14 protein-coding genes are annotated in these 15519 nt (G+C 72.8%); 3 read left to right on the top strand and 11 right to left on the bottom strand.

The annotated features are described in order from the left end of the window. Position 1 precedes the first annotated feature (1 nt). Together Q7A36_RS26105 and Q7A36_RS26100 are read right to left on the bottom strand one after the other, a co-directional pair. Positions 2–3148 (bottom strand): efflux RND transporter permease subunit, encoded by a 3147-nt coding sequence (locus tag Q7A36_RS26105; RefSeq protein WP_305106702.1) that lies wholly within the window; start codon positions 3146–3148, stop codon positions 2–4. A 6-nt stretch (positions 3149–3154) separates the two neighbouring features. Beyond that, positions 3155–4267, bottom strand: a complete 1113-nt coding sequence (locus Q7A36_RS26100; protein ID WP_305106701.1) for an efflux RND transporter periplasmic adaptor subunit — start codon at positions 4265–4267, stop codon at positions 3155–3157. Positions 4268–4514: 247 nt separating this feature from the next. Between Q7A36_RS26100 and Q7A36_RS26095 the strand changes: the two genes are divergently transcribed. Next, positions 4515–5264, top strand: coding sequence for an SDR family oxidoreductase (locus Q7A36_RS26095; protein ID WP_305106700.1), 750 nt, complete (start codon positions 4515–4517; stop codon positions 5262–5264). A 165-nt stretch (positions 5265–5429) separates the two neighbouring features. On the opposite strand, the gene Q7A36_RS26090 is transcribed toward Q7A36_RS26095, so the two are convergent. From Q7A36_RS26090 to hpnK, 5 genes are all read right to left on the bottom strand, one after another. Next, entirely contained in the window at positions 5430–6389 is a 960-nt protein-coding gene (locus Q7A36_RS26090) for a Bug family tripartite tricarboxylate transporter substrate binding protein (RefSeq protein WP_305106699.1), read from the bottom strand. A 257-nt stretch (positions 6390–6646) separates the two neighbouring features. After that, positions 6647–7195 (bottom strand): DUF3159 domain-containing protein, encoded by a 549-nt coding sequence (locus Q7A36_RS26085; RefSeq protein WP_305106698.1) that lies wholly within the window; start codon positions 7193–7195, stop codon positions 6647–6649. Positions 7196–7272: 77 nt separating this feature from the next. Beyond that, complete coding sequence (locus tag Q7A36_RS26080; protein ID WP_305106697.1) at positions 7273–8295, bottom strand: lysylphosphatidylglycerol synthase domain-containing protein; 1023 nt, start codon at positions 8293–8295, stop codon at positions 7273–7275. A 100-nt stretch (positions 8296–8395) separates the two neighbouring features. Then, positions 8396–8866: a DUF3429 domain-containing protein gene (locus Q7A36_RS26075; RefSeq protein ID WP_305106696.1), complete on the bottom strand. Its 471-nt coding sequence runs from the start codon at positions 8864–8866 to the stop codon at positions 8396–8398. A gap of 35 nt (positions 8867–8901) precedes the next feature. Then, on the bottom strand, positions 8902–9708 hold the full coding sequence (gene hpnK / locus Q7A36_RS26070; protein WP_305106695.1) for a hopanoid biosynthesis-associated protein HpnK: 807 nt from the start codon (positions 9706–9708) through the stop codon (positions 8902–8904). A 141-nt stretch (positions 9709–9849) separates the two neighbouring features. Here hpnK and Q7A36_RS26065 point away from each other — a divergent pair, with 141 nt between their 5' ends. Further along, positions 9850–10278 carry a hypothetical protein gene (locus Q7A36_RS26065; RefSeq protein WP_305106694.1) on the top strand — a complete coding sequence of 143 codons (429 nt, stop codon included), beginning with the start codon at positions 9850–9852 and terminating at the stop codon, positions 10276–10278. A 57-nt stretch (positions 10279–10335) separates the two neighbouring features. On the opposite strand, the gene hpnJ is transcribed toward Q7A36_RS26065, so the two are convergent. Together hpnJ and hpnI are read right to left on the bottom strand one after the other, a co-directional pair. Next, a complete protein-coding gene (hpnJ, locus tag Q7A36_RS26060; protein ID WP_305106716.1) occupies positions 10336–11781 on the bottom strand; it encodes a hopanoid biosynthesis associated radical SAM protein HpnJ in 1446 nt (481 codons plus the stop codon). 121 nt (positions 11782–11902) lie between these two features. After that, entirely contained in the window at positions 11903–13048 is a 1146-nt protein-coding gene (gene hpnI, locus Q7A36_RS26055) for a bacteriohopanetetrol glucosamine biosynthesis glycosyltransferase HpnI (RefSeq protein ID WP_305106693.1), read from the bottom strand. Positions 13049–13128: 80 nt separating this feature from the next. On the opposite strand from hpnI, the gene Q7A36_RS26050 reads away from it, so the two are divergent. Beyond that, positions 13129–14076, top strand: coding sequence for an MlaA family lipoprotein (locus Q7A36_RS26050; protein WP_305106692.1), 948 nt, complete (start codon positions 13129–13131; stop codon positions 14074–14076). Positions 14077–14137: 61 nt separating this feature from the next. Here Q7A36_RS26050 and Q7A36_RS26045 read toward each other — a convergent pair whose 3' ends face one another. After that, positions 14138–14401 (bottom strand): hypothetical protein, encoded by a 264-nt coding sequence (locus Q7A36_RS26045; RefSeq protein ID WP_305106691.1) that lies wholly within the window; start codon positions 14399–14401, stop codon positions 14138–14140. 189 nt (positions 14402–14590) lie between these two features. Next, on the bottom strand, positions 14591–15517 hold the full coding sequence (locus Q7A36_RS26040) for a hypothetical protein (protein ID WP_305106690.1): 927 nt from the start codon (positions 15515–15517) through the stop codon (positions 14591–14593). Between the last annotated feature and the right edge of the window lie 2 nt (positions 15518–15519).

The raw sequence follows: 15519 nt of genomic DNA, 5'->3' as shown, positions 1-15519 counted from the left end.
GTCACTCCGCGGCGGCCGGCCGCTCCGCCCGCGCGGGGCGCGGGGCAGGGGCTGCATGCTCCTCCGGCTCCGTCCGGCCCAGCGCGAAACGGTCGTACAGGATGGGCAGCAGCACCAGTGTCAGGATGGTCGCCGTGACGAGGCCGCCGATGACGACGATGGCGAGCGGCCGCTGGATCTCCGCCCCCGGCCCCTCGGCGAAGAGGAAGGGCACCAGGCCGAAGGCGGCGATGAAGGCGGTCAGCGTCACCGGCGTCATGCGCCGCTTCGCCCCCTCCCGCACCGCGTCGTGCAGCGACAGGCCGCCCTCCGCGATCAGGCGGTTGATGTAGGAGATCAGCACCACGCCGTTCAGCACCGCGATGCCGACCAGCGCGATGAAGCCGACCGAGGCGGGGACGGAGAGGAACTCGCCCGAGATGTAGAGGGCGATGACGCCGCCGATCGCCGCGAAGGGCACGTTGCAGAAGACCAGCAGCGCCTCCCGCACCGAGTTGAAGGTGAAGTAGAGCAGCATGAAGATCAGCGCGAGGGCGATGGGCACGACGATGGCGAGGCGGGCCGAGGCGCGCTGCTGGTTCTCGAACTGCCCGCCCCATTCCAGCCGGTAGCCGTCCGGCACCTTCACCTTCGCGGCGACGGCCGCCTGCGCCTCGGCGACGAAGCCGACCAGGTCGCGGCCGCGGACATTGGCCAGCACCGTCGCGTAGCGCTGCGTGCCCTCCCGGATCACCTGGATCGGCCCTTCCTCCTCCGAGATCTTCGCCACCTGCGACAGCGCGACCGTCCGCCCGCCGGGCAGGGCGAGGATGACGCGGGAGAGGTCGGCGGCGGAGCGGCGGAGGCTCCCCTCGCCGCGCAGCATCAGCGGGATGCGCCGCTCCTGCTCCAGAACCAGGCCCATGTCGCGGCCGTCCACCCAGACGCGCAGCGCCTGCTGCACGTCGCGGACATTGATGCCGAGGCGGCCGACGGCGAAGCGGTCGATCTCCACCTTCAGGTACTTCATGCCCTCGTTGCGCAGCGCGAAGACATCCGAGCTGCCCTGGATGCCCTGCACCACCTCCCCGATCTGCGCGGCGAGGTCGTTGAGCTGGTCGATGGCGTAGCCGAAGACCTTGATCACCACGTCGCCGCGGGCGCCGATGATCATCTCCTGCACCCGCATGTCGATCGGCTGGTTGATGGCGTAGGAGATGCCGGGGATGTGGTCGAGGACCTTGCGCAACTCGTTCACGACGAAGTCGCGGTCCTTCGGCTGCCGCCACTGCTCGCGCGGCTTGATGTCGAGGAAGAGGTCGGTGTCGTTCAGCCCGACCGGGTCGATGCCGAGTTCGTCGGCGCCGGCGCGGCCCATGATGCCCCGCACCTCCGGCACCGCGGCCATGATCTGCCGCTGGATGATCATGTCGGTCGCGGCCGCGGACTCCACGCTGATGGTCGGGTGCTTGCGCAGCGTGACCACCGGCGTGCCCTCGTCCATGACAGGCATGAAGGTGGAGCCGATGCGGGTGAAGAGGAAGCCGGCCAGCAGCAGGCCGCCGACCGCGACGGCGCCGATCGCCAGCGGGTTGCGCATGGCCCAGGCGAGGAAGGGGTCGTAGCCCCGGTGCAGCATCCGCACCAGCCAGGGCTCCCGCTCATGCCCGCCGACCGTGAGCAGCGTCGCCGCCAGCGCCGGCACGACGGTGAGCGAGAGGAAGAGCGCCGAGCAGAGGGCGAAGGCGATGGTCAGTGCGACCGGGGCGAAGAGCCGCCCTTCCAGCCCCTGCAGCGAGAGCAGGGGGAGGAAGACGGTGACGATGATGACGACGCCCGAGACCAGAGGCACCGCGACCTCCCGCACCGCCTCCAGCGTCATGCGCATCCGCGCGCGGTAATCGGTCTTGCCATGGGCAGTGCCGAGGCGGTGGGCGGTGTTCTCCACCACGACGACGGCGCAGTCCACCAGCAGGCCGATAGCGATGGCGAGGCCGCCGAGCGACATGATGTTCGCGGATATGCCGGCCATGCGCATGATGCCGAAGGTCGCCAGCACCGCCAGCGGCAGGGAGAGCGAGACGACGAGCGCCGCGCGCAGGTTGCCGAGGAAGAGGATCAGCAGCACGACGACCAGCGCGATCGCCTCGAGCAGCACCTTCTGGACGGTCCAGACCGCCTTCTCGATCAGATCGTTGCGGTCGTAGAAGATGTCGATCTTCACCCCTTCCGGCAGGGTCCGCTGGATCTCGGCGAGCTTCGCCTTGGCGTTGTTCACCACCGTCTTGGCATTGGCCCCGCGCAGGCCGAGCACGATGCCCCAGACCGCCTCGCCTTCCCCGTTGCGGGTCACCACGCCGTTGCGCGCCAGCGCGCCGGTGCGGACATCGGCGACGTCGGAGACGCGGACGATGCCGGTCGGGTGCGCCGCCACGACGATCTGGCGGATGTCCTCCATGGTGCGGATGCGGCCCTCGGCGCGGACCAGCAACGCCTCCTCGCCGTCCCGCACGCGGCCGGCGCCGTCGTTGCGGTTGTTCTCCGACAGCGCCTCGGCCAGCATCCGCGTGGTGATGCCGCGCGCCGCCATGGCCGCCGGGTCGGGCGCGACCTCATAGGTGCGGACGAAGCCGCCGAGGGTATTGACGTCGGCGATGCCGGGCAGGCCGCGGAGCTGCGGGCGGATCACCCAGTCGAGGATGGTGCGCCGCTGCATGGGCGAGATCGCGCCGCCCTCCAGCGTGAACATCAGCATCTCGCCGAGCGGCGTGACGACCGGCGCGAGGCCGCCCGAGACGCCGTCGGGGAATTGCGACTCCAGGTCGTCCAGCCGCTGGTCCACCTGGGTGCGCGCCCAGTAGATGTCGGTGCCGGGCGCGAATTCGAAGGTCATCAGCGCGACGGCGTAGCGGGTGACGGAGCGGATGCCGACCAGGTTCGGGATGCCGCGCATCGCGATCTCGGTCGGGTTGGTCACCTGCGCCTCCAGCTCCTCCGGCGGCAGGCCGGGCGCCTGCATGGCGACCAGCACCTGGGTCGGGGAGACGTCGGGGAAGGCGTCGATGGGCAGCTTGCGATAGGCGTCCACGCCCCAGGCGATGAGGCCGAGGGTCATGAGAAGCGCGAGCAGGCGCTGGCGCAGCGCCAGGCCGACGAGGCGTCCGATCATCTGCGCTCAGCCCCCGTAGACGTCGGTGAGTTCGGCCAGCAGCGTCAGGATGCCGCGCATGGCGACCTGGTCGTCGGGGGCGAGGCCGGCGCGGATGGAACTGTCGCTCGCCGTCTCCGCGATGACGGTGACGGGCTTGGCGCGGAAGCCGTCCTGCGCCTTCACGAAGACCCAGGACTTGCCGGCATGGCGCACCACGGCGCCGGCCGGCACGCGCCATTGCGGCGTGCCGTTCGGCCGCAGCGCGACGGCGGCGGTCACCACCTGGCCGGGGCGGAGGCTGCCGGCGCCGTCCGTCACCTCGACGACGGCGGTCACCGACTGCGTCGCCGGATCGACGCTGCGGCCGAGGCGGACGACCTCGCCTTGCGCCTGGGTGCCGGGGACGCTCATGCGCGTGCCGGGCTCGATCACCATGGCCTGGGGCAGCGGCACCTGCAGGTTGACCCAGAGCGGCGTCAGCCGGGCGATGGAGAAGAGCGGCGCCGAGGCCGCGACGCGCTCGCCGGCGCTGGTCCTCGTCTCCAGCACCACGCCGTCCTCCGGCGCCGTCACGGTCAGCGCCGCGGCCATGCGGCGGCTGGACTTCAGCGTGGCGATGTCGGCCTCCGCCATGCCGAGCAGGGCGAGCATCTGCTCGCGCTCCTGCAGGGTGGTGCGGGCGAAGTCGGCCTCGGCGCGCGTGGTCAGCAGACGGCGCTCGGCGATGATGCGCTCCCTGAACATCTGCTCGTCGCGCGAGAGGCGCTGCCGCGCCAGCGCCTCGCCCGAGAGGGCCTGGAGATAGGTGCGCTGCGCCTCCAGCAGGTCGGTGCTGCGCAGGCGGGCGAGGGGCTGGCCGGCCCGCACCGGCTCGTTCGGCGCGACCAGCACGGCTTCCACCAGGCCGGCGGCGGGGGCGGCGACGATGCGGAGCTGCTGCGGCGGGACGATGACGGTGCCGGGCAGCATGGTCTGCGTCGTGCCGGCCTCCGCCTGCACGCGCGTCACGTCGATGCCGGCGGCGCGGGCCCGCCGCTCGTCCATGCGGATCAGGACCTCGTTGGCCGCGGGTTCGGCGGCCTGGGCCAGCGCTGGAAGGGCGAGGACGATGACGGCCATGTGCAGCCAGCGGCGCATGGCGGATGCGGACAACACGGATGAAGCCCCCGATCACTGGATGGGAGGCGCATGGCTCAGCGCCCGGAGAGGGCACGCCGCTTGGAAAGGGCGCGCGTCGGCTCAAGTGGTCCCTGCAACCTGGGACGCGCCGCAATAGGCTCGCGGTCTGCAACGCCGGCCGATGGCTGGAAAATGGACGTTCTGTAAGGCGTTTCAACCCCTCAGGGTTCATCCTGGGCATCACGCAACTGCGAAGGAGAAGTGCATGATCGTTCTCGTCACCGGCGCCACCGCGGGCTTCGGCCTGGCCATCGCCCGCCGCTTCGCCGCCGATGGGGCACGGATCGTCGCGGTCGGCCGCCGGGCGGACCGGCTGGCGGCGCTGGCCACGGAGCTCGGCGAGGGGCGCGTGCATGCGCTGCCGCTCGACGTCGCGGACCGTGCCGCCGTCACGGCGGCGGTCGCCGGCCTGCCCGCGGATTTCGCCGCCGTCGACGTGCTGGTGAACAATGCCGGCCTGGCGCGGGGGCTGGAGCCGGCGCAGGCGGCCGAGCTCGACGACTGGGACGCGATGGTGGACACCAACATCAAGGGGCTGATGTACGTGACGCGTGCGGTGCTGCCGGGGATGGTGGCGCGCGATGCGGGCCACATCGTGAACATCGGCTCGACTGCCGGCGAGTGGCCCTATCCCGGCGGCAATGTCTATGGCGCGACCAAGGCCTTCGTCCGGCAGTTCAGCCTGAACCTGCGCGCCGACCTGTTCGGCACAAGGGTGCGGGTGACGGAGATCGAGCCGGGGCTGGTCGGCGGCACGGAGTTCTCCTCCGTCCGCTTCAAGGGCGACGAGGCCAAGGCGACGGGCGTCTATGCCGGGACCGAGCCGCTGGTGCCGGAGGACATCGCCGATGCGGTGCACTGGGTGGCGACACGGCCGGCACGGGTGAACGTCAATACGCTGCAGGTGATGCCGGTGGTGCAGAGCTTCGCGCCGTTGCGCGTGCACCGGGACTGACGGACCCGTCTCGGGGGCGCGCCCGGTCTGCCGGGCGCTCGACACCGGCGGGCGACCCCAGCCCTCGGCCCCCCGGCGCGTTCGTCCCCTGCATCCCCCCTGCGACCCGGGTTTCGCGGGGGCTCCGGCGCCATCGAAGGCGTCGTGCCGCGGCTTCGGGACGGGCTACTCCGCGGTGATGCCGGCGGACTTGACCACCCGGGCCCAGCGGGCGGCCTCGGCCTGGAGATAGGCGCCGAACTCCTCCGGCGTGCCCGGCAGCGGCTCCAGCCCCTGCACGGCGAGTTTCTGCAGCACCTCCGGATCGCCCAGCGCCTCCTGCACCGCGGCGTGCAGCCGGGCGATGACCGGGGCGGGCGTGCCGCGCGGGGCGGTCAGGCCGTACCAGTTCACCACGTCGAAGCCGGGCACGCCGCTCTCGGCGATGGTCGGCACCCCGGGCGCCAGGGCGGAGCGTCGGGCGGTCGGCACCGCCAGCGCCCGCAGCCTGCCGGCGGCCACGTGCTGCACCGTGGTCGCGGCGGTGGCGAAAGCGAAGTCCACCTTGCCCGAGAGCAGGTCGGTGATGAGTTGCCCGCCGCCGCGATAGGGGACGTGCACCGTCTCGATCCCCGCGGCCTGGTCCAGCACCGCCGCCGCCAGGTGCCCGGCCGAGCCGACCGAGGAGGAGCCGTAGGTCAAGGTGCCGGGCCGCGCATGCGCCGCGGCGATCAGGTCGGCGACGCTGCGCCAGGGCCGGTCGGCCGGCACCACCAGCAGGTTGGTCACCTGCACCAGCAGCGATATGGGCGCGGAATCGGCCACCGGGTCGAGGGCGACCCTGGACAGGGCCGGGTTCACCGTGGTCTGGCCGATGGTCGCCACCAGCAGGGTGGTGCCGTCGGGCGGCGCGCGCAGCGCGACCTCGTTGGACAGATTGCCGGCGCCGCCCGGCCGGTTCTCCACCATCACGGGCTGGCCGAGCGCGGCGGAGAGGCGCGGGGCCAGGATCCGGGCGGTGATGTCCGCCCCGCCGCCGGGGACGAAGCCGACGATCATGCGGATGGGGCGCGTGGGGAAGGTCTCGGCGCGGGCGGCGAGGGGCAGGAGCGCGGCGACGCCCAGGATGCGGCGGCGGAGTGGCACGGTTCCTCCAGGGATTGTCCCGGCAGGCTACACCGGATTGGCCTTCCGGACGGGATGCCGATCCGCTGCAAGCGTTTGATCGTGCGGCGGATCCACGCTTCCGGGCCTGCATGTCCGTCCGCGATCCGCTCTGGCCCACCCCCGGGCCGGCCGCGCAGGGTGAGGATGGGCGGGGTGGCTGCCGGGCAGGGTGTCCCGGCGCAGGCATGCGACCCGGCCGCCGTGCCTGGAACCCGGGAGAGGGCGGCTTGCGGCGCTTACGCGGTGGTCCTGGCCTTGACGCGTTCCGGGTACCAGCCGGTGAACTTCACCGCTCCGATCAGCGCCAGGACGATTGCCGCGATGCCGAGGCGCGGCGGCAGGCCCGGCATCGTGAGGAGGGCCAACTCGGCCATCACCATGACCGCGAAGGCCAGGGCCCAGACGGTGGTGATCACGTAATTGGTGCGGACGAATTCCGGCGCGTCCCAGAATTCCGGCGGGACCTGCTCGCGGGCATATTGCAGGGTGAAAGGCCGGCGCATGGCCATCGAGGCGAGGACGATCAGCAGCAGCCCCGCATCGACGGCGAGCCTGACGCCGATGACCGACCAGGCCGGCCGGCCCAGCAGGGCGTATAGCGCCAGGCCGCCGAACAGGATCGCGGTGCCGATCTCGAGCACCTTGGCCGTCCTGCCGCCGATGAGATCGCGCAGGACCAGACCCGTCGAGACGACCGCGCCCGCGACCAGCCCTTCCATCGGCCCGGCCAGCCGGTCGATGACGGCGAAGGCGAGGAACGGTGCGAATGCCAGCAGGATGCCCATGAGCCGCCCCCCCTTCGCCCGCAATACGATAACAGGGCGGCTCATCCGCGGTGGGGAATTATGGGTGGATCGTGTCCTCACGCGGGGCCGGGCGCCGCCGCGGCGATCCGCCGCTCCGCCCAGATCCAGGCCAGCAGGCCGGGCAGGAAGACCACCAGGTCGCGGATGCGCCGGGCGATGGCGAGCGCGGCGGCGACCTCCGCCGGCAGGCCGAGCAGCAGGCCGAGGCCGAGGAACCCCGCCTCCTGCAGGCCGAGCGCGCCGGGGACGAGGAAGGCGGCGGAGGAGACGGCCTGGACCAGCGCCTCGATCGCCAGCGCCTCCGCGAGGCCCACGGGGTGGCCGAGGAAATAGAGCGCCGCCCAGATCTCGAGCGCGCCGGCCATCCAGCCGGCCAATTGCCAGAGGAAGCAGCCGAGGATGGCGCCGCGCACCCGCCAGAGGCGGCGGGTCATGCGGTCGATGCGGGCGGAATGCGCCTCGAGCGCCGGGAAGCGCCCGGCGGCGATGCCGTTCAGCACCCGCGCGAGGCGCGAGAGGATATCGGCCCGCTGCGCCAGGATGAAGCCGCCGGCGAGCGCGAGGCCGCCTAGCATGCCGAGCAGGAGGCCGCCCCAGCCGATCCCGGCGCCGGCCCAGGCGAGCAGCGCCAGGCCGAGCAGCGCGAAGACGAGCTGGCTGAGGATGGAGATGGCCATGTCCACCATCAGGCTCGCCGCGGCCGGGGCGACCGCCACGCCCTCCCCGCGCAGCAGGCGGTAGCTGGCGATCTCCCCGCCCACCCGCGCCACGGGCAGCAGGCCGTTGACCGATTCCCGGATCCAGACATTGGCCGTCATGGCAGTGACGGAGGGGCGGCGCGCCCGCGGCAGCAGCAGCCGCCAGGCATGGCCGTTCAGCGCCATGGAGGGGACATGCGCGAGCGAGGCGACCACCAGCCCGAAGCCGGCCGTCGCCAGCAGCGCGCCGACCTCGGAGAAATCCTGCTGCGCGAGCAGCAGCAGCGCGAGGGCGAGGCCGCCGAGGGCGAGCAGGAGGCCGAGGCGGCTCATCGGCGGGCGGGCGGCGGGGTCATCCGGCGCGCGATAGAGCGCATCCACCCCGACTGTACAGGGCGGATGCGCTCCATCCCGGTGTTCCCGGAGCGGATTCACGCCTTCAGGCGTCGCCGCCCTCCGGCGATCCGCTCCGGCGGCGGGCTCAGGCGACCAGCATCACCCGCAGCAGCAGGGCGAGCAGGCAGAGCAGCCCGACCGCCATCTGCACGGGGCGCAGCCGGCCGAGGAAGGGCGGCGCCTCGCCGCGCCGCGCTGCCATCGGGTCCAGCAGGGCGAGGCTGCCATAGCCGAGGATGAGCAGCAGCAGCGCCGGCGCCGGCCAGGGGGAGGCGAGGGCGAGCAGCCCCGCGAGGAACAGCCAGAGCATGGTCGCAAGCTGCGACGGGCGCGTCCCGCCCGGGGTGCGAAAGGAGAGGCCGCGGCGCACGCCGGCGAGGAAGATGAGGATTGCCGCGCCCCAGACCACGCCGAGCGCGACCACCAGCGGCAGCCAGGCGAAGGGCAGCAGCCAGGCGCCGGCGGCGAAGGCGAGCAGCGGGAGGATGGCGGCGACGCCGAAGAGGAGGCTCTCCCTGGGCGGGGCCTCTGCTTCGGTCAGATGGATCTCGGCCATGCCAGCCGAACGGTGGCGGTCGGGGGCCGTTCCCGTCAGGCCGCCAGCATCGCGCCATAGCCGCCCGTCTCGCAGCGGGCGGCCAGCGCCCGGACGCGCGGGTCGATGAGCGCCGCGAGTTCCTCGGCATAGCGGTAGCTCGGCGCGGCGCCGGGGAAGCCGCCCGAGGTGGCGGGGTGGAGGTAGATCTCCGTCACGCCGGCGGGCAGGCGCGGCAGGACCTCGGCCAGGCGGTCGGGGGTGAAGGCGCCGGACCAGCGCAGGCCGACGACGCGGTCGGGGGCACGCAGGCCGTGCCGGGCGGCGAGGCGGCGGAGGAAGGCGATCATCGGCCACAGGGCGCGGCCGGCGCCGGGGACGAGCGAGGGCGGCTCCCAGGGGATGCGCACGGCGCGGATGCCATGGCGCGCGGCCTCGGCGAAGGCGAAGCCAGCGATCACCGGGTGCAGGTGGTAGTGCTTGTGGGCGTTCAGGTGGTCGCAGGGCAAGCCCGTGTCGCGGAAGGCGGCGAATTGCGCGGCAATCTCGGCGCGAAGCTGCGCCCGGGCGGCGGGCGAGGCGGCGAGCGCGAGGCCGAGCCCGGCCATGTCGTCGCGGAAGCGGCCGTTCGGCTGGACCAGCGCCGGGATCCGCTCGGGCGGCAGGGTCGGCGTGCCGTCGGTCAGCGTCAGGTGCAGGCCGACCGCGAGGCGCGGGTTGCGGCGGGCGAGATCGACGCCGGCGGCCGCCGCGGGCTCGGAGACCATCAGGCTGGCCGCGGTCAGCACGCCCTCGCGGTGGGCCTGCTCGATGCCGGCATTGACCTCGGGCGAGAGGCCGAGGTCGTCGGCGGTCACGATCACGCCTCTCGCCTGGCCCGCCATCGCCTCGCTGTCCCCTTCTCCGCCATGGCGGCTGCTTTGCCCCGGGGCCGGCGCGCATGGAAGGTGATGCATGCCGCGAATTCTGCACACTGCCTTCGTTATGATGGCGAAGGCCCATCCATGGACCCGAAGACGATCCGGACGTTCTCCGTCAGCGGAACCGTCCTCCTCATCGTGGTGACGGCGGGCGGCCTCTATGGCTGTCCGCAATACAGTGTCTATTCCGCCGAGATGGCGGGCAAGGCGGCCTATGCGCGGGCCGAACAGGACCGGCAGGTCATCGTGCGGCAGGCGCAGGCGCAGAAGGACGCCGCCCGCCTGCTGGCGGAGGCGGAGATCGAGCGGGCCAAGGGCGTGGCCGAGGCGAACCGGATCATCGGCGCCAGCCTGCAGGGCAACGATGCCTATCTGCGGTATCTCTGGATCAACAAGCTCGACGACAGCCGCGACCGGACCGTCATCTATGTGCCGACCGAGGCGGGGCTGCCGGTCCTCGAGGCCGGCCGCTTCCGGGAGGAGCGCGCCGCCGCAACCTCGCCGGGCCGGTGACCGCGCCTGTCGCATGGCGGGCAGCGTCCCGGCCGGGACGCCGTCCGGCCGCCCTGATCAGGCTGCCGCCTTCTGCGCCGCGCTCGCCTTCGCCCGCTCGCGCAGGAAGCCGAAGAATTCCACGCCTTCCCGCAGCCGCCGCACCAGCATCTGCCGGTCGCGGATCATCTCCCCGCAGATCGAGGCGATCTTCGGCGCGCGGAAGTAGAAGCGGCGGTAGAAGGTCTCGACGCTGTCGAAGATCTCGGTATGGGACAGGTGCGGATAGGCCAGCGGCGCGATCTGCACGCCATGCGCATCCACGTACTCGGTGTTCGCCGTGTCCAGCCAGCCCTCCCGCGCCGCCTGGTCGAACAGGAAGGTCCCCGGGTAGGGCGCGGCCAGCGAGACCTGCAGGGTGTGCGGGTTGGTCTCGATCGCGAAGCGGATCGTCTCCTCGATCGTCTCCTTGGTCTCGCCGGGCAGGCCGAGGATGAAGGTGCCGTGGATGGTGATGCCGAGATCGCGGCAGTCCTTGCTGAACTTCCGGGCGACCTCGACCCGCATGCCCTTCTTGATGTTGTGCAGGATCTGCTGGTTGCCGCTCTCGTAGCCGACCAGCAGCAGGCGCAGGCCGCCGTCCTTCAGGACCTTCAGCGTCTCCCGCGGGACATTCGCCTTGGCGTTGCAGGACCAGGTGACGCCGAGCTTGCCCATCTCCCGCGCGATCGCCTCGGCGCGCGGCAGGTTGTCGGTGAAGGTGTCGTCGTCGAAGAAGATTTCCTTCAGGCCGGGGAAGTTCGCCTTGATGTAGCGGATTTCCTCGATGACGTTCTCGACCGAGCGGGTGCGGTAGCGGTGCCCGCCCACCGTCTGCGGCCAGAGGCAGAAGGTGCAGCGACTCTTGCAGCCCCGCCCCGTGTAGATCGAGACATAGGGGTGCTTCAGGTAGCCGATGAAGTACTTCTCGTAGCTCAGGTCGCGCCGGTAGACGGGGCTGACGAAGGGCAGGGCGTCCATGTCCTCCAGCACCGGCCGTTCGGCATTGTGGACAATCACGCCCTCGCGGTTCCGGTAGGACAGGCCCTTGATGGCGGACCAGTCCATGCCGTCCGCCACGTCCTTGATGGTGAAGTCGAATTCGTTGCGGGCGACGAAGTCGATCACGCCGGCGTCGCGCAGCGACTCCTCGGCCTGCACCGCCACCTTCGCGCCGATCATCCCGACCTTGAGCGACGGGTTCTCGGCTTTCAGTGCCTCTGCCACCTTCACGTCGGAGGCGAAGGAGGGCGTCGAGGTGTGCAGCACCACCAGGTCGTGCTGCCTCGCCATGGGCAGCACGTCGGCCAGCGTCTGCTTGTGCGGCGGCGCGTCCACCAGCCGGCTGTTCTCGACCAGCGCCGCGGGCTGCGCCAGCCAGGTCGGGAACCAGAAGCTCTTGATCTCCCGCTTCGCCTGGTAGCGGGAGCCGGCGCCCCCGTCGAACCCGTCGAAGGAAGGCGCCTGGAGGAACAGGGTCCGCATCGTCACTGGCAATAGCCCTCTCAGCAGACCTCTCGAGGTCTGCACCGCAACATAAACCTGAGCAGGCGCCCCGTCGAAGGCCCGGGCCGCACGAAGTGCGGTCCCGGCCGCAAGGGCCTGCTCAGCCTGCCTCGACCATGCTGCCGTCGGGGCGCATCCGGTATCGCCGGCCCTGCCACGTCACCGTGCCGCGGGCCAGCCCAAGCCCCCATATAGCGAAGGAGAGCGCGTCGCGCAGGGGCAGCAGCGCCAGCCGCCCGGGACTGAGGCGTCGCCGCAACGCCCGGTCGACCCGCACCGCCAGTGCCAGCCGGGCCGCCGCCGCCAGGGCCAGCGCCGCCCAGCCCCCCGGCACCAGCAGGGCGGCCAGCACCCCCCAGGCCAGCGGGAAGGTGATCCCCATGCCGGCATAGCCCGGCAGGTCCAGCAGCCGGAGCGTCCGCGCCCAGCGCAATTCGTGCCGCGCCAGCGCGGGCAGGGAGGGCTCGGCCATCACATGCCCCGGCAGCACCGGCGCCACCTCCACCCGCAGGCCGAGCCGGCGCACCGCCACCCCCAGCGCATGGTCGTCCGCCAGCAGGTCCGAGAGCGCCGCGAAGCCGCCGAGGCGCGCCAGCGTCTCCGCCCGCAGCGCCATGGTCGCACCGTAGCAGCCATGCGCGCGCCCCATGGCCTCGCCCAGGGCCGCGTTGGGCAGGAACTGCCAGTCGATCCAGAGGGCGGCGAGGCGCGACCAGAGGCCCGCATCCGCCGCCTCGCCGCGGTAGAGGCAGGTCACCAGCCCCACCGCCGGGTCGGCGAGCGGCGCGGTCACCGCGGTCAGCCAGTGCGGCGGCACCGCCATGTCGGCATCGGCCACCACCAGCACCGGATGCGCCGCCCGGCCCTCGAGGTTCATCAGTTGCGACACCTTGCGGTTCGGCCCGTGCAGCCGCGGGTCGCTCAGCAGCCGGGCCGGCACGCCCGGCGCCGCGGCCACCGCCGCCGCCGCCACCGCCGCGGCCGGATCGGCCGGGTCGCGGACGGCGAAGAGCACCTCGAAGGGCGCGGCATGCGCCTGCGCCAGGGTCGAGTCGAGCGCTCCGCGCAGCCCGGGCGCCGCGCCGTGCAGCGGCTTCAGGAGGCTCGCCGCGAGGGCCGGCCCGGTCGCCGGCGCCGCCGCGGCCAGCCGCCCGATCGCCCGCGCCGCGAGCAGCGCCGTCGCGCTGCCGACCAGCGCCACCAGCCCGGCCAGCAGGCCGAGTCCCGCCGCCAGCAACTCAAGCATGCAACGGCAGCGGTATCGTGCGTCGCCGCCTGGCGCGCGATTGCGTTAGAAGGGGTCTCCCCCGCCGGGTCCCATCCTGCATGCAGCGCCTGCCACCCACCCTGCTCTGCCTCGCCCTCGCGCTATCGGCCTGCGCGCCGCAGGCGGCCAAGCCCCGCCAGGTCGCCCAGGCCGGGCCGCCCAGCGCGGATACGCCACCCACCCTGGTGGTGGCCGCGCCGACCGACCCCGGCGACCCCTTCGAGGCCACGAACCGCCGCGTCCTCGACTTCAACTTCGCGCTGGACGACGCGGTGCTCAAGCCGGTCGCCCTCGGCTACCGCGAGGTGCTGGGCCCCTGGCCGCGCGCGCGAATCCGCAATTTCCTGCAGAACCTGAACGAGCCGGCCGTCCTCGCCAACCGCCTGCTGCAGGGCCGGCCGATCGAGGCCGGCACCTCCCTGATGCGCTTCGTGGTGAATACCACCCTGGGCCTCGGCGGGCTGTTCGACTTGGAATCGATCGGTGGACCGCCGAAGCAGGTCGCGGATTTCGGCCAGACCCTGGCGATGTGGGGGGTCGGCGACGGGCCCTACCTCATGGTGCCGGTGGTCGGCCCCTCCAACCCGCGGGAACTGACGGGGTCCGTCGTCAACGGCTTCCTGAATCCGGTGAACTACCCGGCGCCCTTCGTGACCTCCCTCGGTCGCAGCGTGGCGCTTGGCGTCGACGAACGGGAGCGGAACATCGAGACGATCGACGACCTCAGGACCAACTCGCTCGACGTCTATGCCCGGCTGCGCAGCCTCTGGCGCCAGCACCGCGATGCCGAGCTCGGCCGCGCGCCGGTGACGGATCCGGATGTGCTGGAGGACCCGGGCGAGGATGCCCCGGCTGTAGCCCCGGCCCCGCGGCCGGCGCCGCAGGCGGCGCGCCCGGCCCGGGCCGAGCGGCGCCCGGTGGCGCATCCGGTGCGGAAGGTGGTGGCGAAGCGGAAGCCGCCCTCGCGCCAAGTGGTCGTGCAGCGCGGGGACGGAAGGCGGGGCTGAGGGGCGCCAGCCGCAGCCCCTGGGCTGGCCGGGGCGCGCGGCCGCGCCCCGGCCGGTGCCGCTACCGCGTCGGCTGCTGCTGCTGCGCGGGCGCCTGCTGCGCCTGGTTCTGCTGCTGCGCGGCATCGCGCTTCTCGGCCTTGTTCCGCTCATGCGCGCCGAGGGCGCAGCCTGCCGCCGCGCCGGCGACGCCATGGCCGCTGCCGACCATGTGGCCGGCAACCGCGCCGGCCGCGCCGTATTTCAGGCAGCCGCCCTCCTTCGCCAGGGCCGGCGCGGCGCCGGCCAGCAGTGCGAGGGCAAGTGCCAGGGGAATGAAGCGCATATCGGGCCTCTCCTTCTTCGGGAAATGTCAACGCCGGCGGAGCATTCCGGTTCAAACACCAAGGCGCCCCCAGGCTGACCTCGCAGCCTGGGGGCGCCCTGTCCTCGGGATGGTCGTCCTCTCAGGCGCGGGGCCGGTCCGCGCCGCCGGGCCGTCCGGCCCCGGCGCGAACCGCCCCCTACGCGCGGGTCAGGCGTAGCGCCGCACCGCCGGCGGGGTCCGGGTGCCGACGCGGGCGCCGAGCACCGCCGCCACCGCGCCGAGCAGCATGGCGGCGAAGATCCAGTAGGCCGCCACCGCACCGCCCGTCGCCGCGGCATCCGCCGCCTCGCGCGCGCGCCGGGAGGCCTCCTGCGCCGCCTGGTTCGCCTGCTGCTCCACCTGCTGCAGCCGCCGCTGCGCCTCGTCCGGCGCGATGTTGTACTCGGCCGCCACGAGCTGGCCGAGCCGGTCGCGGTCCTGCTGGCTGAGCTGGCCATCGGTCACCCGGCGCGTCAGGAGCTGGGCGATCTCGGCATTGCGCTGGTCGCTGCTCATCTGCGCGGGGTCGCCGCCCGTCCGCAGCGCGGTCTGCGCCCGCTCCACCAGCTGCTTCGGATCGACCTGCTGGGCGAGCTGCGAGGCGGGGCCGGAGGCCGCATTGGCCGCGCCGCCCGCGGCGCTGCCGACGCCCTGCAGCACGCCCCCGGCGATGGAGGAGGCACCCTGGAAGGCGGTATTGGCGGTGCCGGCGATGATGTTGCCGAGCAGCACGGCCGAGAGCAGGAAGCCGATCGCCCAGACCGACAGGCCGTGCAGCACGCTGTCGGTGGAATCGCCGCTGCCGGAGAGCCTTGCCGCGACATAGCCGCCGACCAGCAGGCCGATGGTGTTGGCCACCAGCAGCCAGATGCCGGCGCCGATGCCGAAGCTGGAGGCGCCCGGCGTCTGGCCCGCGGTGGTGTCGACCGCGGTCGCGCCGATGGCGAGGCCGAGGACGTTCAGCATGGTGCCGACGGCCACGGCGACCACGCCGCCGGCGAAGACCGCGCCCCAGGAGATGCGGGAGGGAAGGGGGGCCGTGCCGTCGGGCAGGCCGGTGCCATAGGCGGCGCCGGTGGTGGTCGAGGTTGACATGC

Source organism: Paracraurococcus lichenis (assembly GCF_030657435.1).
GTDB classification, from domain to species: Bacteria; Pseudomonadota; Alphaproteobacteria; order Acetobacterales; family Acetobacteraceae; genus Paracraurococcus; species Paracraurococcus lichenis.
This window is presented reverse-complemented; position numbering and strand designations above follow the sequence as displayed.